Annotated in this window: 25 protein-coding genes; 3 read left to right on the forward strand and 22 right to left on the reverse strand. The window is 60.0% G+C overall.

Annotation, left to right across the window (positions count from 1 at the left end):
• Window positions 1-196: 196 nt before the first annotated feature.
• Window positions 197-505 (reverse strand): SPOR domain-containing protein, encoded by a 309-nt coding sequence (locus GKZ67_RS17135; protein ID WP_173244757.1) that lies wholly within the window; start codon window positions 503-505, stop codon window positions 197-199.
• Complete coding sequence (locus GKZ67_RS17140) at window positions 505-996, reverse strand: septal ring lytic transglycosylase RlpA family protein (protein ID WP_173246921.1); 492 nt, start codon at window positions 994-996, stop codon at window positions 505-507. The genes GKZ67_RS17135 and GKZ67_RS17140 overlap by 1 nt, the downstream gene beginning before the upstream one ends.
• Window positions 997-1,778: 782 nt before the next feature.
• Between GKZ67_RS17140 and GKZ67_RS17145 the strand changes: the two genes are divergently transcribed.
• On the forward strand, window positions 1,779-2,465 hold the full coding sequence (locus GKZ67_RS17145; protein WP_254245270.1) for a DUF72 domain-containing protein: 687 nt from the start codon (window positions 1,779-1,781) through the stop codon (window positions 2,463-2,465).
• 60 nt (window positions 2,466-2,525) lie between these two features.
• On the opposite strand, the gene GKZ67_RS17150 is transcribed toward GKZ67_RS17145, so the two are convergent.
• Window positions 2,526-3,215: a DUF1345 domain-containing protein gene (locus GKZ67_RS17150; protein ID WP_173244760.1), complete on the reverse strand. Its 690-nt coding sequence runs from the start codon at window positions 3,213-3,215 to the stop codon at window positions 2,526-2,528.
• Between the two features lie 102 nt (window positions 3,216-3,317).
• Here GKZ67_RS17150 and GKZ67_RS17155 point away from each other — a divergent pair, with 102 nt between their 5' ends.
• Window positions 3,318-4,814, forward strand: a complete 1,497-nt coding sequence (locus GKZ67_RS17155; protein WP_173244763.1) for a nicotinate phosphoribosyltransferase — start codon at window positions 3,318-3,320, stop codon at window positions 4,812-4,814.
• 1 nt (window position 4,815) lies between these two features.
• Here GKZ67_RS17155 and GKZ67_RS17160 read toward each other — a convergent pair whose 3' ends face one another.
• From GKZ67_RS17160 to GKZ67_RS17220, 16 genes are all read right to left on the reverse strand, one after another.
• Window positions 4,816-5,439: a hypothetical protein gene (locus tag GKZ67_RS17160; protein ID WP_173244766.1), complete on the reverse strand. Its 624-nt coding sequence runs from the start codon at window positions 5,437-5,439 to the stop codon at window positions 4,816-4,818.
• A gap of 11 nt (window positions 5,440-5,450) precedes the next feature.
• Window positions 5,451-6,548, reverse strand: coding sequence for an AIR synthase-related protein (locus GKZ67_RS17165; protein ID WP_173244769.1), 1,098 nt, complete (start codon window positions 6,546-6,548; stop codon window positions 5,451-5,453).
• Window positions 6,549-6,689: 141 nt separating this feature from the next.
• Window positions 6,690-8,057, reverse strand: coding sequence for an amidophosphoribosyltransferase (gene purF / locus GKZ67_RS17170; RefSeq protein WP_254244901.1), 1,368 nt, complete (start codon window positions 8,055-8,057; stop codon window positions 6,690-6,692).
• Window positions 8,058-8,306: 249 nt separating this feature from the next.
• A complete protein-coding gene (gene purN / locus GKZ67_RS17175) occupies window positions 8,307-8,903 on the reverse strand; it encodes a phosphoribosylglycinamide formyltransferase (RefSeq protein ID WP_173244772.1) in 597 nt (198 codons plus the stop codon).
• Window positions 8,904-8,906: 3 nt separating this feature from the next.
• A complete protein-coding gene (locus GKZ67_RS17180) occupies window positions 8,907-9,215 on the reverse strand; it encodes a phosphoribosylglycinamide synthetase C domain-containing protein (RefSeq protein WP_317172176.1) in 309 nt (102 codons plus the stop codon).
• Complete coding sequence (gene purD, locus GKZ67_RS17185; protein WP_173244778.1) at window positions 9,101-10,189, reverse strand: phosphoribosylamine--glycine ligase; 1,089 nt, start codon at window positions 10,187-10,189, stop codon at window positions 9,101-9,103. Before purD ends, GKZ67_RS17180 begins: the two co-directional genes overlap by 115 nt.
• 93 nt (window positions 10,190-10,282) lie before the next feature.
• Entirely contained in the window at window positions 10,283-10,957 is a 675-nt protein-coding gene (locus GKZ67_RS22680) for an AIR carboxylase family protein (RefSeq protein ID WP_217278609.1), read from the reverse strand.
• Window positions 10,950-11,579 carry a phosphoribosylaminoimidazolesuccinocarboxamide synthase gene (locus GKZ67_RS17190; protein WP_254244902.1) on the reverse strand — a complete coding sequence of 210 codons (630 nt, stop codon included), beginning with the start codon at window positions 11,577-11,579 and terminating at the stop codon, window positions 10,950-10,952. The genes GKZ67_RS22680 and GKZ67_RS17190 overlap by 8 nt, the downstream gene beginning before the upstream one ends.
• Window positions 11,580-11,690: 111 nt before the next feature.
• Window positions 11,691-12,446 (reverse strand): phosphoribosylformylglycinamidine synthase subunit PurQ, encoded by a 756-nt coding sequence (locus GKZ67_RS17195; protein ID WP_217278610.1) that lies wholly within the window; start codon window positions 12,444-12,446, stop codon window positions 11,691-11,693.
• Entirely contained in the window at window positions 12,413-12,556 is a 144-nt protein-coding gene (locus tag GKZ67_RS22685) for a phosphoribosylformylglycinamidine synthase subunit PurQ (protein WP_217278611.1), read from the reverse strand. The genes GKZ67_RS17195 and GKZ67_RS22685 overlap by 34 nt, the downstream gene beginning before the upstream one ends.
• A 36-nt stretch (window positions 12,557-12,592) precedes the next feature.
• A complete protein-coding gene (locus GKZ67_RS22690) occupies window positions 12,593-13,036 on the reverse strand; it encodes an AIR synthase-related protein (RefSeq protein ID WP_217278612.1) in 444 nt (147 codons plus the stop codon).
• Window positions 13,024-15,639 carry an AIR synthase-related protein gene (locus tag GKZ67_RS17200; RefSeq protein WP_217278613.1) on the reverse strand — a complete coding sequence of 872 codons (2,616 nt, stop codon included), beginning with the start codon at window positions 15,637-15,639 and terminating at the stop codon, window positions 13,024-13,026. Before GKZ67_RS17200 ends, GKZ67_RS22690 begins: the two co-directional genes overlap by 13 nt.
• 97 nt (window positions 15,640-15,736) lie before the next feature.
• Window positions 15,737-16,363, reverse strand: coding sequence for an orotate phosphoribosyltransferase (pyrE, locus tag GKZ67_RS17205; protein WP_173244781.1), 627 nt, complete (start codon window positions 16,361-16,363; stop codon window positions 15,737-15,739).
• Between the two features lie 87 nt (window positions 16,364-16,450).
• Window positions 16,451-16,630, reverse strand: coding sequence for a hypothetical protein (locus GKZ67_RS17210; protein WP_173244784.1), 180 nt, complete (start codon window positions 16,628-16,630; stop codon window positions 16,451-16,453).
• The gene (pyrF, locus tag GKZ67_RS17215; RefSeq protein WP_173244786.1) at window positions 16,585-17,205 is read right to left on the reverse strand and encodes an orotidine-5'-phosphate decarboxylase; all 621 of its coding nucleotides are present in this window, start codon (window positions 17,203-17,205) and stop codon (window positions 16,585-16,587) included. Before pyrF ends, GKZ67_RS17210 begins: the two co-directional genes overlap by 46 nt.
• 153 nt (window positions 17,206-17,358) lie before the next feature.
• Window positions 17,359-17,562, reverse strand: coding sequence for a hypothetical protein (locus GKZ67_RS17220; protein WP_173244789.1), 204 nt, complete (start codon window positions 17,560-17,562; stop codon window positions 17,359-17,361).
• Here GKZ67_RS17220 and GKZ67_RS17225 point away from each other — a divergent pair.
• Window positions 17,549-17,911, forward strand: coding sequence for a hypothetical protein (locus tag GKZ67_RS17225; protein ID WP_173244792.1), 363 nt, complete (start codon window positions 17,549-17,551; stop codon window positions 17,909-17,911). The two genes, GKZ67_RS17220 and GKZ67_RS17225, sit on opposite strands and share 14 nt — an antisense overlap.
• 243 nt (window positions 17,912-18,154) lie before the next feature.
• Here the strand turns inward: GKZ67_RS17225 and GKZ67_RS17230 are convergent, their stop codons facing one another.
• From GKZ67_RS17230 to GKZ67_RS17240, 3 genes are all read right to left on the reverse strand, one after another.
• Entirely contained in the window at window positions 18,155-18,940 is a 786-nt protein-coding gene (locus tag GKZ67_RS17230; RefSeq protein ID WP_173244795.1) for a S1/P1 nuclease, read from the reverse strand.
• A 95-nt stretch (window positions 18,941-19,035) separates the two neighbouring features.
• Complete coding sequence (locus tag GKZ67_RS17235) at window positions 19,036-19,254, reverse strand: Uma2 family endonuclease (RefSeq protein ID WP_173246927.1); 219 nt, start codon at window positions 19,252-19,254, stop codon at window positions 19,036-19,038.
• Window positions 19,255-19,647: 393 nt separating this feature from the next.
• Window positions 19,648-21,051, reverse strand: a complete 1,404-nt coding sequence (locus GKZ67_RS17240) for a carbohydrate porin (RefSeq protein ID WP_173244798.1) — start codon at window positions 21,049-21,051, stop codon at window positions 19,648-19,650.
• Window positions 21,052-21,129: the final 78 nt, after the last annotated feature.

Raw genomic sequence — 21,129 nt, forward strand, 5'->3', positions numbered from 1 at the left:
TTTTCTACGTAGAAAATGACTCGCTTTTGCGCTTGGAGAGGCCAGCAGGCGTGTAACGCTACTGGCAAAAATTTATTGATAAAAATATATATTAATATATTTCTATCAATCAAATTGAGCTAGTGCTGGAAGGCATTAACCCATACTTATGAAAAGCTTGACAAACAATAACTTGCCAACGACTGCAACTTACGAATTAGTGCTGTAGCGCCGTAACGACAACCGGAGCAGTGGCGCTGGCGACAGAACCACCCGTAGCAGCAGTAGCCTCGTTGACCGGCGATGATACCTGACGCACGAGCCCGGCAAGGCCCCAGAGCTGCAGATTGCGGCGCACGGTTTCGGCAGCCAGCCAGCTGTCGAGCTGGCCAATGATAACCCGGTTGAGGGTGCGACCATCTATTACCTCCGTTACTACCTGGGCAGGCAGGGTCTGGTCGAGCGACAGGATATGGGCTTGCACCGCGCGAGCATTGGCCGCGTCGGCAAACGTGCCGGCCTGCACTACAAAATGGGGGCCGGCTGGCTGGCGAATGCCGTAGCGGGCGACGCTTCAGTAGCCGGCGGGGGACTGGCAGCCAGCACCGTAGTGATTGCGGCGGCTTCCGGCTGCGGGAGCTGGTAGGCAGTAAAAGGCGCTTCCGGGTGCGGGTCGCTGGCACGCAGCGCAGCCAGATTGTCGGGCGTTTCGGCCACGCCCAGCGGCGTGGCGGCCGATACTATCTCAGCCACTACCGTAACCGCGCCAGCCTCTATAATACCCAGCGGCCGGGCCGCTACTTCTGATAAGTCCATAATCCGCTGGTGGCGGAAAGGCCCGCGGTCGGTAACGCGCACAACGACCGACGCCCCGGTATTCAGGTTGGTTACCCGCAAGCGGGTGCCAAAAGGCAGGGTTTTGTGAGCGCAGGTGTACTCGTGGCGATTGTAGCGCTCGCCACTGGTGGTGCGCCGCCCCTGAAAGCGCCGGCTATACCACGAGGCCCGGCCCGTAATACGGTGGTAAAGCCCTCACGGGCAATGGGAATGACAGTCGGCAACATCCGGGGAATGTAGATGTGACGACGCAGGTGACGATGATGCAGCGCATGCACGCGGTGCGTACGGGCAGCTGCCGGCAATACCAGTCCGGCCCCCAGCACCAACCAGCAAAGGCAGTGTAGCAGAAAAGAGGTAGAGAGAAAGGTTGGTCGCGTAAGCGTCATGCGCTTGGATAGATGGTGAACAAACCGAATGTAAGGCGTGACCAGCTAAAAATCACATCCGCTTCTTACTAAATACGTTACCATTTTTCTGATATTGTATTTTTTTAAGAAGCGTTGTATTCGTACTGCTTGCAGCGGTTGATGTCAACCTGCAATTGTGTTTAGTGAAGGCACTATATGGCTGGTTATTGCACTTTCTTAAGTACCGCATGAAAATTAGATTATCCGGCGGGTATAAGATTATGTCATTTTGCCTGAACTATAAAGCAGTTGGCGTTTGCATAATTGCTAACGCTTTTGTATATCACGCCCGCACGACTTTCGCATTTCGCCCTACCTTCGCAGTATGGATTTTGGCCGCCTGCCCGACCTTCGCTACGTTGACTTTCGCCTTCCCCTTCTCACCCCGACACGACGCTGGTACTGGCGCGGGCTCAAGCGGAGCCGCCCGCTACCCGCAGACTTTACGTAGGCTGCCCCATCTGGACCAATAAGGAGTGGCTGGGCTCCTACTTTCCGCTGGGCGCTAAAGAGCCTGACTTTCTGCGCTACTATGCCCAGCAGTTCAACTCTATTGAGCTGAACACCACCCACTATCGCATCCCGGATGCGGCCACCGTGCGGCGCTGGCGCGAGGCAGTAGGACCCAACTTTAAGTTCTGTCCCAAAGTGCCGCGTAGCATCAGCCACGAGCGCGAGCTATACAATACCGACGCGCTCACGCTCACGTTTACCCGCGCCATGCAGGAGCTGGGCGACAACCTGGGTACCTGCTTTCTACAGCTGCCACCCCATTTTGGCCCCGAGCTGCTGCCACGACTGGAGCGCTTTCTGCTCGACTGGCCCACCGAGGTGCCCTTGGCGGTAGAGCTACGCCACCCGCGCTGGTTTTCGGACCAGGCCTTGGCCGACTCTGTATTTGCCACTCTCGAAGCTTTGAATAAAACCTTGGTTATTACTGATGTAGCTGGCCGTCGCGATGTGTTGCCTCAGCGCCTCACTACCCCCACGGCCTTGCTTCGGTTTAATGGCCACGGTCTGATACCCAGCGATTACACTCGCGCCGACGCCTGGGCCGAGCGGTTAGCCGCGTGGTACGAGCAGGGCCTGCACACCGCGTATGTCTTTATCCATCAAAAGGATGTGCAGCATGCTCCGCTCTGGGCACAGCACTTTCTGGCTCGTATGCGCGAGCTGACTGGCATCGTGGTCGCCTCACCCCGGCTCATTCCGCAGCAGGTACAGGGCAGCTTGTTCTGAGGACCGAAACACAACAAGGCAACGGCTTGGCAGTAGTATAAGCTATTTCTTGCCTGCTACTTACAGCACCCCGCCTACTCCACTGATTACCAGGGCTATTAATGCCGTATTAAAGCCAAATGAAATGAGTCCGTGCAGTAGCGCGAGCCGTCGCAGGGCCCGGCCGCTGATGCTGACGTCGGCGGTCTGGGCGGTCATCCCTACCACGAAGGAAAAGTAGGCGATGTCGAGGTAATCGGGCTCCAGCTGCTCGCCACCCGGAAATAGCAGCCCCCCCACATCGGAGCCATCTGGATTGGCATCGTAGTAAATATGGGCGTAGCGCAGGGTAAATACGGTATGAACCAGCAGCCACGAGACGGCCACGGCCACGATACTAAGGACAATATGCCGGGCTAGCGCGGCCGGCCCCAGGCCGTGGCTTATACTGAGTAGCACAACAACTGCCAGCAGACTGGCACTCGCTGCAACCAGCACAAACACAAAACTTACGGCGCGGCTCAGGTCTTCGGAAGCCGCTACTGCCCGGATACGGTCGGCATCGGCGGTATACATACCCGTCCAGATAAGTGCCAGGGAAACAAGGCCGAAAGCGTCCCATCCCACTACCATCCGGGCCAGTGAATGAAATTGCAGCGGGCACACGCCCCAGGCTATTAGTCCGACCACAAAGGCCAGCAGCAAACGGCCTGATGCCGGCAGGTGACCCACCCGGTGCAGCAGTGCCCGCGAAGTAGAAGTAGTATTCACGCCGCCAAGTTAAGCTACGGGCATGGCAGCCGGATGAGCATCGGGTGGAGGACCGCCTCCTACCTCACATCCACTCACAATTTTTACCCGTGCTTTGTGGTCATGAACGACGCGCCTCTCTCCGGTCTTTACCAGCCTTCGCTGGCCTTGCTCACCGACCTCTACCAGCTCACCATGGCCTATGGCTACTGGAAGCAGGGCCTGCACGAGCGCGAGGCCGTGTTTCACCTCTACTTCCGCAAGCCGCCCTTTGCTGGTGGCTACGCGGTGGCCGCAGGCTTGGCGCTGGCCGTCGACTATCTGGAAAATCTGCGCTTCTCGGACGATGACATTGCCTACCTGGCCAGCCTGACCGGCAGCAAGGGCAGTCGACTGTTTCCTGACGATTTTCTTGAATATCTTAAAAAGACGATATTTTCTTGCGATGTCGATGCGGTGGCCGAGGGCACGGTAGTATTTGGCAATGAGCCGCTGGTGCGGGTGCAAGGCCCGCTGCTGCAAGCGCAATTGGTCGAAACGGCGCTGCTTACGCTCGTCAATTTCCAAACCCTCATCGCCACCAAGGCGGCCCGCGTGCGCGACGCGGCCGGCCCCGACGACTCCGTGTTGGAGTTTGGCCTGCGCCGCGCCCAGGGGCCCGATGGCGGCCTCGGGGCCAGCCGCGCCGCCTACCTCGGCGGGGCCGACGCCACCAGCAACGTGCTGGCCGGCCAGCGCTACGGCATTCCGGTGCGCGGCACCCACGCCCATAGCTGGGTGATGACGTTTGAGAGTGAGGTCGAAGCCTTCCGTGCCTACGCCGACGCCTTTCCCGACGACTCGGTATTTCTGGTCGATACCTACGACACGCTCGACGGTGTGCGCCACGCCATCACGGTAGCTCTCGAAATGCGCCAGAACGGCCACGAGCTGGGCGGCATCCGCCTCGATTCGGGCGACCTGGCCTACCTCTCCAAAGAGGCCCGCAAACTACTCGACGCGGCCGGCCTGGAAAAAGTCCGCATCGTGGCTAGCAACGACTTGGAGGAAAACCTCATTACCAGCCTCAAGCAGCAGGGCGCCCGCATCGACACCTGGGGCGTGGGCACCCAGCTCGTGACGGCCTACAACCAGGCGGCCCTCGGCGGGGTGTACAAGCTGGCCGCCCTGCGCACCGCCGACGGCCAGGGCTGGGACTTCACCATCAAGCTCTCCGAGCAGCAGGCCAAAACCAGCATCCCCGGCATCTTACAAGTACGCCGCTACCTGGGCGAGGCCAGCCAGCCCCGCGCCGACATGATTTACAACGTGGCCGCCGCCACACCCCTGCCCGACGCGCCCATCCTCCTTGACCCCGCCGATGCCACCCGCCGCCGCCCCGTGCGCCCCGGCGCGCCCTTCCGCGACCTGCTAGCCCCGGTGCTGCGCCAGGGCCGCCTCGTGCAGCCGCTGCCCACCCTGGCCGAAAGCCGCGCCTTCGCCCGCCAGGAAGTGGCTAGCCTCGACCCCAGCGTCCGCCGCTACCTCAACCCGCACGTGTACCCGGTGGGTCTGGAGCAGGCGCTCCACGAGTTCCGCACCCAGCTCATGCTGGCGAAGCGGCCGGTGCGGCCGGCGTAGTTTAATGATTAGGTTGCTGCATACGCCACTGCTTTGCTCTCTGCAATTCAGCACCATAAATAGAAAAACCATTCTCATTCATCAGACGGGTTAGGGCTGTATAATTGAGGTCTTCTGCAATACCTTCTTCATCAGCCCACATCTTAAATAGAGCTTTTCTCTCCGCACTAGTTAGTCGTGCCACCTCATCGGCAAACAAGCGCGGATATTTAAGTGATAACTGAATCGTGACATGTCGTATATACGATGGAGCGTCACTAATCCCAGCTATCGTCTTGCATATAGCAATACCTCGCCGCAAAACCGGGCTAGGATATTTGACTCCCACTTGCCCAAGTACCTCGATGTACTCGTGACCATCATATAGCTGCCCGAAATCCTTAGGGTCAAAAATGGCAGTAAACGCTTTAGCCGTTGTTGGAAAAGCTGCGATAAATGCTTGCTGTCGAACCGATGAGGTAGGGTTCGTTTTCCAAGCAAGATAAGCCTTCTCTACCCGCTGGGCCGCTGGCAGTAACCACGCTTTTCCATGTGTTGTTACTGATACATCAACAAGGTCATTATTTGATTGTGCCTGAGCGGATAGCGCAGCGCAGGTCATTAAAAGCAATGCTATAAATTTCATTGTACGCCAGCCTACGCATACTTCAGCTCCCCCGACCCTACGCGCAGCGTCACACCCGCCTCGGCGGTGAGGTAGCCGGCTAGCTGGGCCTGGTAGCCGCTTTGGGCGAGCTGCTGCACGAGGGCTTCGGCGGCTTCGGGGGCGGTGACGAGCAGCATGCCGTTGCCCATGTTCCAGTAGAGGTAGGCGGTTTCGGGGCTGATGCCGCCAATTTCGCAGAGGCGCTGCATGGCCGGCAGGGGCGCGAAGAGGTTGTCGAGCACCGCGCCGAGGCCGTTTTTGAGTACGCGCTTGAAGTTGTCGGCCACGCCGCCGCCCGTGATGTGGGCCGCGCCGCGCAGGGGCAGGCCCGCGTCGAGCACCGCCGTGAGGGCGGGCGCATAGATGAGCGAGGGCGCGAGCAGGGCGGCGCCCCAGGTGGCGTACTGGTCGGCGTCAGTGCCGTCGTAGGGGGCCGTGTGCCAGTTGTCGCCGAAGAGGCGCTGCAAGGTCTTGCGGGCCAGCGAGTAGCCGTTGGAGCGGAACGAGGGCGAGCGCAGGGCCACCACCGCATCGCCGGCCTGGGCCGTGGCGCCGCTCAACGGCTGGGCCAGGCTGGAGTGCAGCACGCCGATGGCCGTGGAGCACCAGTTGAAATTCATGCGCGCGCCGGGGAAGCCACCGATGCGGTTGCCAAGCTCGGCAATCTCGCCGCCGGTAATGGCGATTTTAGAGAACTGGCAGGCATCGTGCAGGCCGCGCATCATCTCATCCACTACGTCGTAGTCAAGAGTATTCACGTCGATGATATTCGACAGGTTGGTGGGTACGAAGCCGGCCGCAATGAGGTCGTCGGCCGTCATGGCTACCAAGTCGTAGCCCAGCGTGTCGTACTTATCGAGGCGCTCGCCCAGCTCGATTTTGGTCCCGATACCATCCGAGCTGATACCCAGGCGCTCCTGGCCGAAACGGATTTCGTTCGAAAATCCCCCGTCGAGGTCGCGGGCGGGCTCGCCGGGCAGGCCCGCGCGGGTAGCGAACGTCTTTTTCGACCAGTTGTAGGCGTTTTTCGAGGCGGCGTTGCCGAGGTCGATGGAGTAGCCAGCGTCGGGAGTTTGGGCGTTGTTCATATTAAATGTCGCTCGGTTAAGCGATGAGAAAACGTCTGTCATTGCGAGCGCAGCGAAGCAATCGCACCAGCACGTTGTCGTTCGGGTATCGGTCGGGTGCGATTGCTTCGCTGCGCTCGCAATGACAGACGTTTTTACTCTCTAGTGTTCGGTCGGCGCGGGCGCCTTGGCGCTCAACGAGGCGGCCGCTTTGGCGGGGCGGTGGCTCTGGCGCTCCTCCTGAATGTGGCGCAGGTAATGCGTCACCTCACCAGTGGGGTATTTACCGGTGAAACAGGCGAAGCACGAGCCGCCGTGGCCACGCTCCTCGGCGAATAAATCCTGCAAGTCGTTCAAATCCTGGTAAATAACTTTATCGGCCTCAATGTAGCGGCATATCTCTTCTTCCGAATAGTTAGCCGCAATCAGCTCGGTGCTCATAGCCATGTCGATGCCATAGATGCAGGGCGACACGATGGGCGGCGCACTCGAAATGAAGTACACTTCGGTAGCGCCTGCCTCGCGCAGCAGGCGCACGATGCGCCGCGAGGTAGTGCCGCGCACGATGCTGTCGTCAACTACCGCTATCTTTTTGCCTTCGACAAAGGCTCGGATAGGATTAAGCTTTTTCTTGACTACGTCTTCGCGCCCGGCCTGCGTGGGCACGATGAACGAGCGGCCCATGTGGTTGTTTTTCACCAGCGCCCGGCGGTAAGGCACATCAATGGCTTCGGCCAGGCCCGAGGCCGAGAAGTAGCCCGACGACGGCACATCAATCACCATATCGGGCTTGAGGCCGGCATCGGCGACCTTGCGGGCCAGAATTTTACCCAGGCGCACGCGCTCGCGGGCCACCAGGCGGCCGTGAATGGTAGAGTCTTCGCGGGCGAAATAAATCTGCTCAAATACGCAGAAGGCCTTCGGCAGCGCGTTTATGTTTTTGTAGTGGACCTTGAAATCGTTGTCGATAAAGACTGCCTGGCCAGGGCCCACGTCTTCGACAAACTCAAAGTCGAGGTAATCGAAGCAGGTGCTTTCGGAGGCGAACGCATACACCGGGCCATCGGGCGTGTCGCGGCGGCCCATTACCAGCGGCCGGATGCCGAGCGGGTCAGTAAAAGCCAGCAGGCCGTGCCCGGCGATAATGGTAACGGTGGCATACGCTCCTTTTACCAGCTCCTGGGTAGTTTCAACGGCATCGAAAATATCGACTACCGACAGTCGGTCGAGGTCTTTCACGCGCAGCTCCGAGGCGAAGGTGTACATGATGAGCTCCAGGTCGTTGGTGGTTTTGGGCAGCACGTGGTACTTCTCGTGCAGCAGCCGGGCCACGTCGCGGAAGTTGATGACGTTGCCGTTGTGCACCATCGCCAGCCCGAAGGGGTAGCTCGTGGTGAAGGGCTGCGCCAGGTCGGAGTCGTTGGCGCCCTGGGTAGTGTAGCGCACGTGCCCGATGCCGGTATTACCGGTCAGCTTCTTAATATGCTTGGGCTTAAACACATCATTCACCAAGCCCTGCCCTTTGTGCAAATGGAAGGCATCGCCGTCGAAGGTGGCAATGCCGGCGGCATCCTGCCCCGATGCTGCAGAGCGGTGAGGCCGATAATCATATCAGCTACTACCCGCTCGGGGCCGTGAAAACCTACGATACCGCACATAATTAAGGATGAGTTATGAGTTATAAATTGGGAAGCCGTCGGGAAGAGCGGGATAAACAGAGCAAAATTTGCTATCGTACTGACGGATAGCCATAAAGTCGCAGGCAAGCTGCTTCCTTCGTCAGCTCGCCGGAAGGGAATCGACAAGTAAATCGCGTAAGGTTTCGGCGTATAAAACGTGCTCTACGGCCAGGCCGCGGCGCTGTACCTCGGCCAGGGTAGCGGCACCTCTCAAATTTACAACACGTTGAGCCAGAATGGGGCCGGTGTCCAATCCTTCATCCACAAGGTGCACGGTTATCTTGGTTTCGGCCAGCTGGTTAGCAAAGGCCCATTCGTAGGCATGCAGGCCCTGGTGCTGGTGGGTATCAGCGGGGTGAATGTTGAGAATACGCCCGGCAAAGGCCCGCACGAAGGCCGGCGACAGCACCCGCATGTAGCCGGCCAGCAGCACGTAGTTAATATCGTATTTATTCAATATTTCAACTACTTCCTCGTCAAACGCTACGCGCTTTCGCCCGTGCGAAGCCAGGCTGGCCGTGGGCAGGCCCAGGGCGGCGGCGGCGGTGAGGCCGGGTGCGGCCGGGTCGTTGCTGAACACCACGGCTATCTCGGCCAGCCCGCGCAGCGTGCCCGTGCGCACCGCCTCGGCCAGCGCCAGCATGTTGGAGCCGCGGCCGGAAAGCAGAATAGCAAGACGGGCAAGAGGTTGGGCCATTACTTAATAAGCGCTCGTTGTGAGCTGCGGCGTGGGGCGCTGGCCGATGTCGGGGCGCACGTATTTATCTTGAAAATAAACGAGTTCGGCCTCCGCATAGGCGAGCTGCACGGCGGTGGGCAAATCGGGGCCGTGCGCTACGAGCACCGCCACCCGGCCGCCGTTGGTGAGCAATTCACCAGCCGTTTCGCCCGGTTTCACGCCGCCCACGAACACCTGCGTGCCCCGGCCCTGATTGCCGATGCCGTGAATGGGAAAGCCAGTCGGGAACTGCGCGGCCGGGTAGCCGCCCGAGGCCAGCACCAAGCCCACAAAGGCCCGGAACGCTGTTTCACCACCGTTTGAGCCAGGCTGCCATCGAGCGTAGCATTAATAAGGTCTAGCAGGCTCGTCTCCAATGCGGGCAGAATTACCTCGGCCTCCGGGTCGCCGAGGCGCACGTTGTATTCGAGCAGCCTGGGGCCGTCGGGCGTCAGCATCACCCCGAAGTAGAGGAAGCCAATGAAGTCGAACGGCTCGGCCTGAAGACCGCGCAACGTGGGGTCGATGATGTCTTTGCGAATGGCGGCCAGCCAGTTATCATCCAGAAAAGGCACCGGGCAATAGGCGCCCATACCGCCGGTGTTGGGGCCTTCATCACCCGCCTGCAGCTGCTTATGGTCCTGCGCCGGGGCCAGCAGCCGGATTCGGTTGCCGTCGGTGAGGCCAATGAGACTCACCTCGGGGCCAATTAGTTTCTCTTCGAGCAATATCGAAAACCAGCCCTCGTGCAGCTCGCGCAGCTCAGTGAGCGCGGCCGTGGCTTCGGCTACCGAGCTGCACACGTACACGCCCTTGCCGGCGGCCAAGCCATCGTACTTCACCACCACCTGGCCAACCAGCTCTTCCACCTTAGCCTGGGCCTCGGCCAGGCGGTCGCTGCGGAAGCTCCAGGCGCGGGCCGTGGCCACGCCGTGGCGGCGCATAAAGTCCTTGCTCCACACCTTCGAGCTTTCGAGCGTAGCCGCCTGCCGACGCGGGCCAAACACGCGGATATCGGTGTCAAGGAAATAATCGGCTACCCCAGCCGCCAGTGGCGCTTCCGGCCCTACCACTATCAGTTTGATATGCTGCTCGTTGCAGAAAGCTTTAATAGCCGGAAAGTCGAGGGCGCTGATGCTCGGTACGCTGCCGGGAATACCGGCGTTGCCGGGCAGCACGTGCACGGTAGCACCGTCCTGGCGGAGCTTGGTGGCCAGGGCATGCTCGCGGGCGCCGGAGCCGAGGAGGACTAATTCTTTTGACATAGCGCAGAGTTTCGCAGAGTTAGCAGAGTTCCGCAAAGTTGGATGAGCACTCAGCGAGACTCTGCCAACTTTGCGGAACTCTGCGCTAAAAGATTAAAGCGCTTTCAACTCGGCGTCAGCGGCCCGCAGCTTGGCTTTTGTAGCAGCAATTTCCTGGCGCAGCCGCTCGCGCAGGCGCGGTGTGTTGAGGGCGCGCAGGGCGGCCTGGGCGGCGTTGTCGGGGCGCACTACCGTCAGGTTGGGCGTGCCGCTGGGCATGATAACCGACGAGTTCAGGTTCATGGCCAGCTCGGCGTAGTCCTTCCACGGCGGGCACGAAATAACGGGCACGTTCACATTGGCGGCCAGCGCGCCACCGAGGCCGTTGCTGAGGCCAGCCACGGCGATGATGACACCGGGCTCAATCGAGCGGTTCCAGACTTCGGCCATGGGGCCAATTTCCTCGCCGTTTTTGTGGGCCGAGCACACGCGCAGCTGCGTGAACACCTCATAGCCCTCGAAAAACGAGCGGATTTTCTGGCAGTGCTCCTTGTCGGCGGGCGAGCCCATTACGATGTTCACCCAGGCATCTTTCATCAGCCCGGCTTTCACCAGGTTGCTGACCAAGCGGTTGGCTACGTTGCCGCCGGTAGCGGTTTCGTCGGCCGTAGCCAAAGGCTTGCCCACGATGCGCTCGTAGATGTCGAGGTAGCGATTGGTAGCCTCCTGCGCTACCTCGGGGATGAGCGCGCGGGGTAGGCACCATCTTTCTTGTTGGCAATCAGCCACTGACGCACGTACTCTTTGTCCATCTGCTCGGCACCCTCGGGTTTTGAGCATAGTCGGCGGCGCTCCAGAAGCGCGACGAGTCGGGCGTATGGATTTCGTCAATCAGAATCAGCTCGCCATTCAGCAGGCCAAACTCATATTTGGTATCAACGAGGATGATGCCTTTCTCAGCCAACAGGTCGGAGCCCACTTTAAACAGCTCCAGGGCCTTCTGGGCCATCTGGTCGTACAGCTCCTGGCTTACCCAGCCCTCGCTCACGAGGTTGGCAGGGGTGATTTCGCGGTCCGACTCCTCCTTGGTGGTCGGCGTCACGATGGGCGCCGGGAATTGCTGGTGCTTGGTGAGGCCGTCGGGCACTGTCACGCCCGAGAACGTACGCTGGCCTTTCTGGTAGCCACGCAGCATCGAGCCGGTGATGTAGTTGCGCACAATCATCTCCACCTTAATGGGTTGTGCCTCCTTCACCAGCATGGCATTGGCATCAATCATCGCCTTCACGTGGTTGGGGATGATGTGCGCCGTTTTCTCAAACCAGAAGTTAGCCAGGCCGTTGAGCACCGCGCCCTTGTGGGGAATGGCCGTTTCGAGCACCGAGTCGAAAGCCGACAGGCGGTCCGACACTACGATGAGGCGCGTGCTGTCGTCGATGCGGTAGCTGTCGCGGACTTTGCCGCGGTGCAGGAGTTGGAGCTGGGGGTGGCGAAGTGTGGGAGCGTGTTCATATCGAATAACTTAGGCGTGGGTGGTAGGCGCGCTAACCTTCTGCGCCCGTTGGTGGAGATGAGTAACTATGTTCTTGAAAATGGCCAGGCCCTCCCCTTCGTCCTTCAGTTCGCCGCGGCGCTTTTTCATACCCCAATCGGGATGATTGCAGCCGGCCAGGTAGGCTTCGGGGTGCGGCATGAGGCCAAAAATATGGCCCGTCGGGTCCGTCAGACCGGCGCAGTTGAGGTCGGCACCGTTGGGGTTAAGTGGGTAAGTACCAGTTTCCAGGTTGTCGTGGCCGGCGTAGATGAGGCAGTTCAGGCCTTGAGCTACGATGCGCTCGCGGGTGGCGGCATCGGGCACTACCAGGCGGCCTTCGCCGTGGCGCACGGGCACTTCCAGCGTGGTCAGGCCGCTCAGGAAGGGTGTTTTGGCAAGTGGGTTCACCACGAGGCGCACCCAACGGTCTTCGTACCGGCCCGAAGCATTATGCGTTAGCGTTACTTCGGGCGCGAAGTTACCGCCCAGGTTGGGCAGCAGGCCCAGCTTTACCAGCACCTGAAAGCCGTTGCAGATGCCGAGCACGAACTTGCCAGCCGCCACAAACTCGCGGATGTCCGAGAGCAGCGTGCGGCCCGCGGTGCCGGTTTGGCGGTAGCGCAGCTTATTAGCCAGCACCACGCCCGAGCCCAGGTCATCGCCGAACGAAAACCCGCCCGGAAAATTCAGAATATCAAAATCGTGGATGCTCACCCGGCCGTGTAGCACCTCGTTGAGGTGCACGATGGTGGGCGCGCCCCGGCCAGCCGGTAGGCGGCGGCCATCTCCTCTTCGCAGTTGATGCCGAAGCCGGTCAGGATGAGGGCTTTGGGTACTCGGGCTAGGTCTGCCATGTTAGTCGTTGTCACGTGGTCCTTGCGCACTGCGTTTTATTGATGGAGCGCCTCGGCGGGCTCCAAGCCAATCGTTTGATTTACCGGCCCGTTGGTCCAGGCGGCGCGCAGGTCGTGGGTACTGGCGCGCAACAGCTCGTGGCTGCCGTGCTGCACCCGCAGCTGCCCGTCGTTGGTGACGATTCCCAGGCGGGTGGCGCGGTCTTCCAGAATACTTTCAAACGCCACTACGTCTTCGGGCGCCACACTCACCACGAAGCGCGAGTGCGACTCCGAAAACAGTTGAATCACCGGCGACAAGCCGGTTTCGGGCAGTTCGAGGCTGGCTCCCAGCCCCTCACGGCCGAAGGTACACTCGGCCAGCGCTACGGCCAGGCCGCCATCGCTCAGGTCGTGGCTGCTCTGGATGAGCTGCTGGTCGTTGGCCTCGCTCACCAGGGTGTAGAGCTCCTTAGCTTTGGCAAAATCTACCTTAGGCACGTTGGCCCCAGCTCGTTATAGAGCTGATAAAACTCGGAGCCACCCAGCTCGTCGTAGGTTTCGCCGAGCAGGTAAATTACGTCGTCGGCCTGCTTGAAGTCGGAGGTAACTACCTGGCGCACATCAGCTACCTTGGCCGTCATCGAGTAGAGGACTGTGGGCGGCACCGAGATTTTCACCCCGTCGGCCTTGAAGTCATTCTTCATCGAGTCCTTGCCGCTGGTGAGCGGGATGCAGTAGGCGGCGCAGGCATCGCGCAGGGCCTGGCACATCTGCACCAATTTGGCTAGCTTTTGCTTGCCATCGGGGTTGCTCGCGGGGTCGTACACCGAGTCGGGCACGCAAAAGTTGTCGTTTACCGACCAGAAAATGCCATCGCCCGGTGTGAGGTTGGGCAGCTTGCCGCCCACCGAGATAATCTGCCGCACGGCCTCGTCAAACGAACCGGCCGACATCTGGTAAGCGTCCAAATCGCCCATGCGGGGCAGGATGCCGTTGCTCACGGCCACGCCCTCCCAGCTCTCGAAGTTGAAGCGCACCACCGCGGCATCCTGCGGCGCCTGGCCGGTGGCACCCATGAGCGGCTTCACGATGGTACGGCCCTTCACCTCGTGGTCGTACTGGCGGATAACCGACTCGCGCGAGCAAATATTCAAAGAACCTAATAATTGCCGCAGCACCTCGTTGTAGTCGAGCGCGGCGGGCAGCTCAGGCTCGACTGCGGCAGACTTCACATACTCGGCCAGCAGCGTTTTGCGCGGCACGCCGTTGTGCAAAAACTCCAGCGAGAGGCCGGCAATAGGCTGGTTATCAAACAGCACGCCGAGCGAGCCTTCGGCGTTGAAGAAGCCGATATCGGTTAGCTCCACCTCCATCTCGCGGCCTAGTACCAGCAGCTCGTCCAGCTTTTCGGGCGCTACGGCAAGGGTAAAACGCTCCTGCGACTCGCTCAGGAAAATCTCCCAGGGCTTGAGGCCGGGGTACTTAAGAGGCACTTTTTCCAGTTCCACTACCGCGCCACCCGAGATGAGCGCCAGCTCGCCGATGCTCGACGAGAGGCCGCCCGCCCCGTTGTCGGTGCTGCATCGGATGAGGCCGCGCCGGGTAGAGAGGAGGAGGAAGTCCATCGCCAGCTTTTGGGTGATGGGCGAGCCGATTTGTACGGCCGTGGCGGGGGCGGCTTCATCCAGCTCAATGCTGCTGAAGGTCGCGCCGTGGATGCCGTCCTTGCCCACCCGGCCGCCGGCCATAATGATGCGGTCGCCGGGCAGGATGATTTTCTCCCAGCTGTCCTGGCCGGCCAGCTGCATCGGCATCACCGCGCCGGTGCCGCAGTACACGAGCGGCTTGCCGGCGTAGCGGTCGTCGAAGATGATGGCGCCGTTCACCGTCGGCACGCCCGACTTATTGCCGCCGTCCTCGATGCCCTTGCGCACACCTTCAAAAATGCGGCGCGGGTGCAGCTGGCCGGTCAGCAACTCGCCTTGGTAATTGGGATTACCGAAGCACAACACGTTGGTATTGAACAGCAAGCGCGCCCCCCCAATGCCGGTAGCCAGCGGGTCGCGGTTATTGCCCAGAATACCGGTGATGGCCCCGCCGTAGGGGTCGATGGCCGAGGGCGAGTTGTGGGTCTCAACCTTCCAGACGAACAGCGACTCGGGGTTGATACGCACCGCACCGGCATTGTCCGAAAACACCTTAATGAGCCAGTCGTTGCCGTTGGCCCGCAACTGGCGGTCTACCTCACTGGTCGCGCCTTTAATGAAGGTTTTGAACAGCCCGTCAATCTCTTCCTCGGCACCCGTTTCCAGGTTTTTATACTTGATAACGGCGCTGAATTCCTTGTGCTTGCAGTGCTCCGACCAGGTTTGGGCCAGGATTTCCAGCTCGCAGTCGGTGGGGTCGGCCGGCAGGCCCAGCCCTACCCGCTCCTCGCGCAGGCTGGCCTGGGCGAAGTGGTCGCGGATGGCCTGCATTTCGGGCAGGTTGAGGGCGTACACGTTGTCTTTCGACAATTGCAAAAGCTGCTCGTCGGATAAGCCGCCGAGCACGATAGTTTCGGTGCGGGCGTTGGCGCCGCCGCCAGGGCGCGGCGTGTAGTCGCGCAGGCCATCGGCCACGGCGCCTACCTCAAAGCGGTTAATCAGCTTGTTGCCCAGCAGCTCTTCGGCCAGGCGGCGCAGGTCGGCAGCGGGCAGCTCGTTTTCCACGAAAAACAACCGCTTCGAGAAAATGTGCTGCGTGCGGGTGTCGATGGCCGCGTTCAGGTAGTCACTGAGCGCATTCTGGGCCGAGGTACCTTCGTCGTCCGTCACGCCGGGGCCTTTGGCCACCAGAATGTAGCTGTGGAAGCCCGCGGGCGCGGCCACCTCATCGATGGCCACGGTGTGCAGCACCGGGTCTTGCAGGCAGGCGGCGGCGAAGTCGGCCACTTGCTGGGCGCTCAGGCCGGGGTAGCGCACAGCGTAGAGCGCCGCGCTGCGCACCTGGCCGGTGCGCAGGCCGAGGTGGCGGGCTGCGTCGGCGGCCACGCGCTGGCCGTCGCCGTCGTGCCGACCGGGTTGGAGGGTAAGGAGGATGGAATGCTGGTTGGTTTCCAAACGGGAAGGACGACCCTAAGGACGCCCGTTAAGCGTTGTGTAGCGCGGGTTTTCAGGCCGCGGCCCATTCAATTTCCTTCGCGGACAAAAGTCCGCGCTACTTGGAGTCCGGCCGACTGCCGGGCTTCACGGCCGGAATTCCGGCCAGGTGCTGCGGCACCGCATCGGCCGCGAATACGGCCGCCTGTACCGGCAACAAGGCAAAGTTCGGGAACGGAAGCTGCGCGGCACCATTGGTGCGGTCAATTAATGATACTACTGCCAATACTTTTACCCCCATTTCCTGTAAAACCCGTGCTACTTCGAGGGTGCTCTTACCAGTTGTAACTACGTCTTCGGCAATAACTACCCGCTCGCCGGGGGTCAGGGTGAAGCCGCGCCGCAAGGTCATTTCGCCGTTGGCATCGCGCTCCGTAAAAAGTGAGGGCACGCCGAGCTGGCGGGCCAGCTCGTAGCTTACTACCACGCCGCCCATCGCGGGGCCGACTACTACATCGGGTACCAGCCCAGCTTCGCGCAGGCGGCTGGCCAGCTCGGCCATCGCGGGCGCGGCCAGCTCGGGCTTGCGCAAAAAGCGGGCGCATTGCACGTAGGTATCGGAGTGCAGGCCCGACGAGAGCCTGAAGTGGCCGCTCAGCAGCGCGCCTTCGGCGCGCAGCTGCGCTTCGAGGATGCTGGCGACTTCGGCGGCGGGCAGGCCGGGGGTGAGGGTAGTTGGAGTCATGGGTAAAAGTGTAGTGTGGACGCTGCGAGTCCGCGCGTGGGCTGGCTCGGATGATGCAACGCGCGGACTTGCAGCGTCCACACTACTTTAGGCTGTTATCGTTCGGTGTTCATTAATCTCATTCATCAGCTCCTGCGCCGCTGCGCCCGCATCTTCCGCCTGCCAGATGCTGCGCGAGGCATTAATCAGCAGCCCGCCGCCATCAGCCAGCAGACCTGCTTTCAGTACCGCCGCCAGGTCGCCGCCCTGCGCGCCAATGCCGGGCACCAGAAACCATTGCGCGGGCAGAGCTGGCGCAGGCGGCCCAGCGCGGCCGCGTTGGTCGCGCCGGCCACGAGGCCGATGTTGCGATGCGTAGCGTCGAGGTCGGCCAACATTTTGGCGGTGAAGTCGCTCACGGGCTCGCCGGATTGCAAAATCGCGTCCTGCACGGCCGACTGGTTGGAGGTCTTGGCCAAGGCAAACACGAACTTGCCGGGGCGGGCGAAGGGTACCACTGCATCAGCTCCCATGTAGGGGTTCACCGTCACGGCATCGGCCCCGAGCACGTCGTAGGCAAACTGCGCGTAGTGCATGGCCGTGTTGGCAATGTCGCCAAACTTGCCATCCAGGATAACCGGAATCCCGGCGGGCACGCCGGCAATGGTCTGGCGCAGCAGCTGCACCCCGTTGTCGCGGCTCAGGAAGAAAGCCAGATTAGGCTTGAAGGCGGCAGCGTAGGGCGCGGTTTCGGCAATGACCTGCGGCAGGCGGCGCGTCACGTCTTCGTCGGAGCCGGTGGGGTCGAGGCCCACGCAAAGCAGCGTATTGGCGTGGGCAACGCGGGTGAGAAGCTTTTGCATAGTAGGTGCTGAGTGGAAGTAGCGTGGACGCTGCGAGTCCGCGCGTGGGCCGTTTAAGTAGCGTGCAACGCGCGGACCCGCAGCGTCCACGCTACTTAAAACCGGGTAAAAATAAAAGCGCCCGGCAGGGACAGGTGCTTCGCAGTCAGTAGCTTATCTTATTTTTTCGTGGCTTACCCGGTCGGCAGCTTCGCAAACATCAGTTACGCTCTCACGAGCGCCGCGCAACATCGCATCCCACACCTTGCTAACTACCAGCCGTTGGGGAGCCGTACGCAGCTGGCGGCTTCTGGCTAGGGAAGCGGTAGTAGCCAGGGTAGCAGCCGCTACTTTCGAAGAAAGTGTGTTGATAGCCATACCAAAAGTAACGGGAAGCCTGCAGTTGGGTGAAACTGGTGAAAACCTAAAACCTTATGCGCCGGACGGGCACAAAAAAACCGCCTCAGACAACTGGGGCGGCAATCGACAAACCGAAACAAAAAAAGCGAAACGCGAAACGCAGAACGAATGTAAACCGGAGGCGACAGCCGACCGACCTTTCCGCAAAACGGCTTGTTTGGCCGTTTCATGCTTCATCCACTGGTGTTTGAGTGCGTTCACGGTGCAAAATTACCAGTTCTTTTTTCGGCGCAACGTTACGTTTTCCGAGAAAACTTTTTTGCGCTTTCCAACCTGGCCTATTTTCTGCGGTGCGCTAGGGTTTTAGGCCGCTTTTGCCGCCGAGCCGCGGGTTAAAAAAATTTTACCCTGCCCCGCCAGTTTGCCGCTGCCGGTAAGCCTGGCGTAACTTTGGCTTTTTAGCGCGAAAATGCGCCAACCAGCTGGCTGCTCAGCTCGAATGAATTAAAAATGAAAATGCCGATGATTTTATGAAAATCATCGGCATTTTCATTATATATTACTTATTCAATAATTACCATCGCCATTTCTCGCTCGGTGGCTTTCCGCTTTACTTAAATGCCTCGTTGAGCACGGCCGCCAGCCGGATGCCGGCTTGCTGAATGCGCTGCTTCATGATGTCGGCGTGGGCCGGGTAGTAGCGGAAGTCGGGATTGGGATTCTGGGCGGCCTCGGCGTAGAGCTGAGTGGCCAGGGTATACGACTCGAACAGCCACTCGGCGGGGTCGGCGGCAGCCTGCCAGTTTTTGCGCAGGGCTTCGGGCACGACGCTGTACTGCTGGCCCATCTCGGTGTAGGTCAGGCCCTGGTAGTCGAGCAGGCCGCTGTCCCAGAGGCTGTGTAGGTTAGTATCCTTGCCCCGGTACGTCATTTTGATATCATTGCCGCCTTTGTCTTCGGCGCGGCTCACGTGCATGGGCTGGTGCACATCGCCCACGATGTGCACCACGAAGATGAGGGCTTCGGCACGCTGCTCGCGGGTTTTGGCCGGGTCTTTCATCTCCTTGATTTTCAGTAGCAGAATATTGTAGGCATTGGCCTCCGTCTGCGCCTTCACCGTCGTAATAAACTGGTCGTGGGCCAGCCCTAGCGGGGTATTCACGTAGTGCCAGGGGCTGGTTTCCTTATACTCGGGCAGGTAGCGCATCTCGTCGGGCTGGGTGCTCACGAGCGTGAGCGTCTGCGTACCCAGCAGGTCGGCTACCTGGCGGCGGGCTTTTTCAGAAAGGTGGTGCTCGGCAATGTTACCGATGGCCCGGTGGCCTTCCACGCCCCAGGCCCACAGGCGCAGCGGCAGGGCGGCCAGCACGACCAGCGAAAGCAAAATTTTGTTCATTGGGTAGTAATAAAAGACCGGCAAGGACACCTTGCCGGTCAGGGGGTTGCAAAGGTATGCTGAAGGCCGGTTTAGTCTTCCGTAACAATATCAGCCTACTCCAGGGCCAGGCCGGGCAGCGTAGCTACCAGGATAAAGCCGGGCTCGATGTATTCGTCGGCCAGCTTATACTTCTCCTTTTCAAGTATATAAGCCGTTATCATCTTCAGGCCGGGATACACCATCCAATACTCCTGCACACCGTTTTCTTCGTAGAGGTCGAACTTGGCTTTCGTATCGCGGCTGTTGTCACTAGGCGATATGATTTCAATAATCCAATCGGAGCACCCAAGCGGCCTCGGTCATCAAGTTTGGCTGGGTCGCATATTACGCACATGTTGGGCTGCACTACGGTGCGTATTTGCTGGTCACCGTTGGCCCCAGCTTACCAGCCGCACATCGAAAGGAGCATGGTACACTTGGCAAGGCTTACGGCGTAAATACTGGTGAATTGTACTGAATACATTCCCAGAATATGCCTGATGTAATCGGTTCGGCCCCACCATCGGCCGCATAATCTTGCCCTTGATAAGCTCGGCAAACTCATCAAATTTCCACGTCAGATAATCGGCGTAGGTGTACGTCTTAACTAAGGTCGAGCTGCGAAAACTGCGTAATGGATTCCATAGCAAGCGCCAAGTGGTACTGACGCAAAATACCGGTAGACGCTAAAACTCGACGTGTAGGCGCAGGGCCACTACATGGATAGGCCCCTTACGGTCGCTGTTGTAGCCCGGATTGATTGCCAGCTGATAGTCGGGGGTAATGGCGGCATGATATTTAGGGAAGTCTATACTATAGTATAATTCCGTCACGAACTCCGGGGCGTAGTTCAGCTTGCCGTCGCCGAGCATGAAGCCGTAGCCGCCGGCAGCCAGGTACTCGCGGTGGCCAGTCGACAACCCATTCACGACGGCCGCCAGCCCCAGGCGGTCGGTGGCGCGGTGCCAGCGGGCACCAGTGCTGGTCAGGCCCAGGCTGGCACTCTGGTCTACCTCGGTGAAAGCCCAGGTTTCGTTTTTACCATCGTTGTAGCTCAACCGCCCAAAAGCGCCCAGTTCGCCGCCCAGCTCCTGCTCGAAGTTGATGGCAAAGCCGGTTTTACTGTGGCTTACGCCTCGTACGCTTTCAATATTGGGGCGTCCTTTTATATAAGGAGAATTTAGCGCCTCTTGGTAGTTGCCCATAGCGGCCACATTATAAAAGCCCAGCACCCGCACTGTACCCTGGTGGCCGTGCAGGTGGTAGGTTTTGGTCAGCTCCACCGTTTCACCGTGCGCCTTAGGGTAGTTGTAGTCGAGGATGGGGCCGTTGGCGTAGGTGGGCAGCAGCGAGCTGGCAGCCCGCAGCGCAAAGTGAGGCGTGATATACTCAATAACGCCGCCCACGGTGTAGCCACGCGTGTTAGCCGGGTAATCCCAGGCCCCGGCACTCATCAGGGTCCAGTTCAGAAACTGCGTACGCGGGTCGTGCGAGTAGCTATTTTGGTCGAAATAATCGGCCAGACAGATTTTACCTGCCGTGATGCTGAAGTATCGAACGGGGCGCGAACCGGCAATCTGGTTGTTGTCATCTTCATCGTTCACCACTTCAGAGCCCAGCGCGAAGCGCTGCTGTAAGTAGAGGCGTGCCAGATAGACGACCGGCTCGGGCGTACCCACCCGAAAGGTTTCCCCGTTCAGTGCTCCGCCCAGGCCTGAAGCGCTACTCAGGCCGCTACCGCCCGATACCTCAGGATTAAGAAACACGGCGGCATTCTTCCAAAGCTGCCGGCCCAGGTAAAGGGTAGTCGTGAGGGACGTCTTCGCGCTTTCTCTCGGCTGCAAGCTCAGGCTATCGGAATAGGGCGCGGTAAAATTGGCGTGCCACTGTCGGATAACCGTTTGCTGAAAGTGCAGGCTCCAGCCGTGGGTGTCAGTCTCTACGTGAATCGGCTGTTGGGCCGAGGCGGCGGCTGGTGCTTTCCCTGGCGTGGCCGACGAGGGCGGAGTTACGGCACCTTGGCCGAAGGCAGCACCGGCCAATAATACGAGAACAGCTACCTGTAGTGCCCGCGAAAAGTAAACTGTCATCAACCAGAAAAATAAAAAGCATAGGCAATATGCCCGGCAAAAGTACGCCTGCCCAGGAAATTCGCCGGCTATTAACCT

Origin of the sequence: Hymenobacter sp. BRD67 (genome assembly GCF_013256425.1) — a bacterium.
Classification (GTDB): Bacteria; Bacteroidota; Bacteroidia; order Cytophagales; family Hymenobacteraceae; genus Hymenobacter.

Bases quoted from the DNA above. Each gene is read 5' to 3' on its own strand.
- GKZ67_RS17155 (WP_173244763.1), top strand. From the start codon at position 3,318: ATGAACGACGCGCCTCTCTCCGGTCTTTACCAGCCTTCGCTGGCCTTG.
- GKZ67_RS17160 (WP_173244766.1), bottom strand. From the start codon at position 5,439: ATGAAATTTATAGCATTGCTTTTAATGACCTGCGCTGCGCTATCCGCT.
- GKZ67_RS17165 (WP_173244769.1), bottom strand. From the start codon at position 6,548: ATGAACAACGCCCAAACTCCCGACGCTGGCTACTCCATCGACCTCGGC.
- purN (WP_173244772.1), bottom strand. From the start codon at position 8,903: ATGGCCCAACCTCTTGCCCGTCTTGCTATTCTGCTTTCCGGCCGCGGC.
- purD (WP_173244778.1), bottom strand. From the start codon at position 10,189: ATGTCAAAAGAATTAGTCCTCCTCGGCTCCGGCGCCCGCGAGCATGCC.
- GKZ67_RS22685 (WP_217278611.1), bottom strand. From the start codon at position 12,556: ATGGCAGACCTAGCCCGAGTACCCAAAGCCCTCATCCTGACCGGCTTC.
- pyrE (WP_173244781.1), bottom strand. From the start codon at position 16,363: ATGACTCCAACTACCCTCACCCCCGGCCTGCCCGCCGCCGAAGTCGCC.
- pyrF (WP_173244786.1), bottom strand. From the start codon at position 17,205: ATGCAAAAGCTTCTCACCCGCGTTGCCCACGCCAATACGCTGCTTTGC.
- GKZ67_RS17220 (WP_173244789.1), bottom strand. From the start codon at position 17,562: ATGGCTATCAACACACTTTCTTCGAAAGTAGCGGCTGCTACCCTGGCT.
- GKZ67_RS17230 (WP_173244795.1), bottom strand. From the start codon at position 18,940: ATGAACAAAATTTTGCTTTCGCTGGTCGTGCTGGCCGCCCTGCCGCTG.
- GKZ67_RS17240 (WP_173244798.1), bottom strand. From the start codon at position 21,051: ATGACAGTTTACTTTTCGCGGGCACTACAGGTAGCTGTTCTCGTATTA.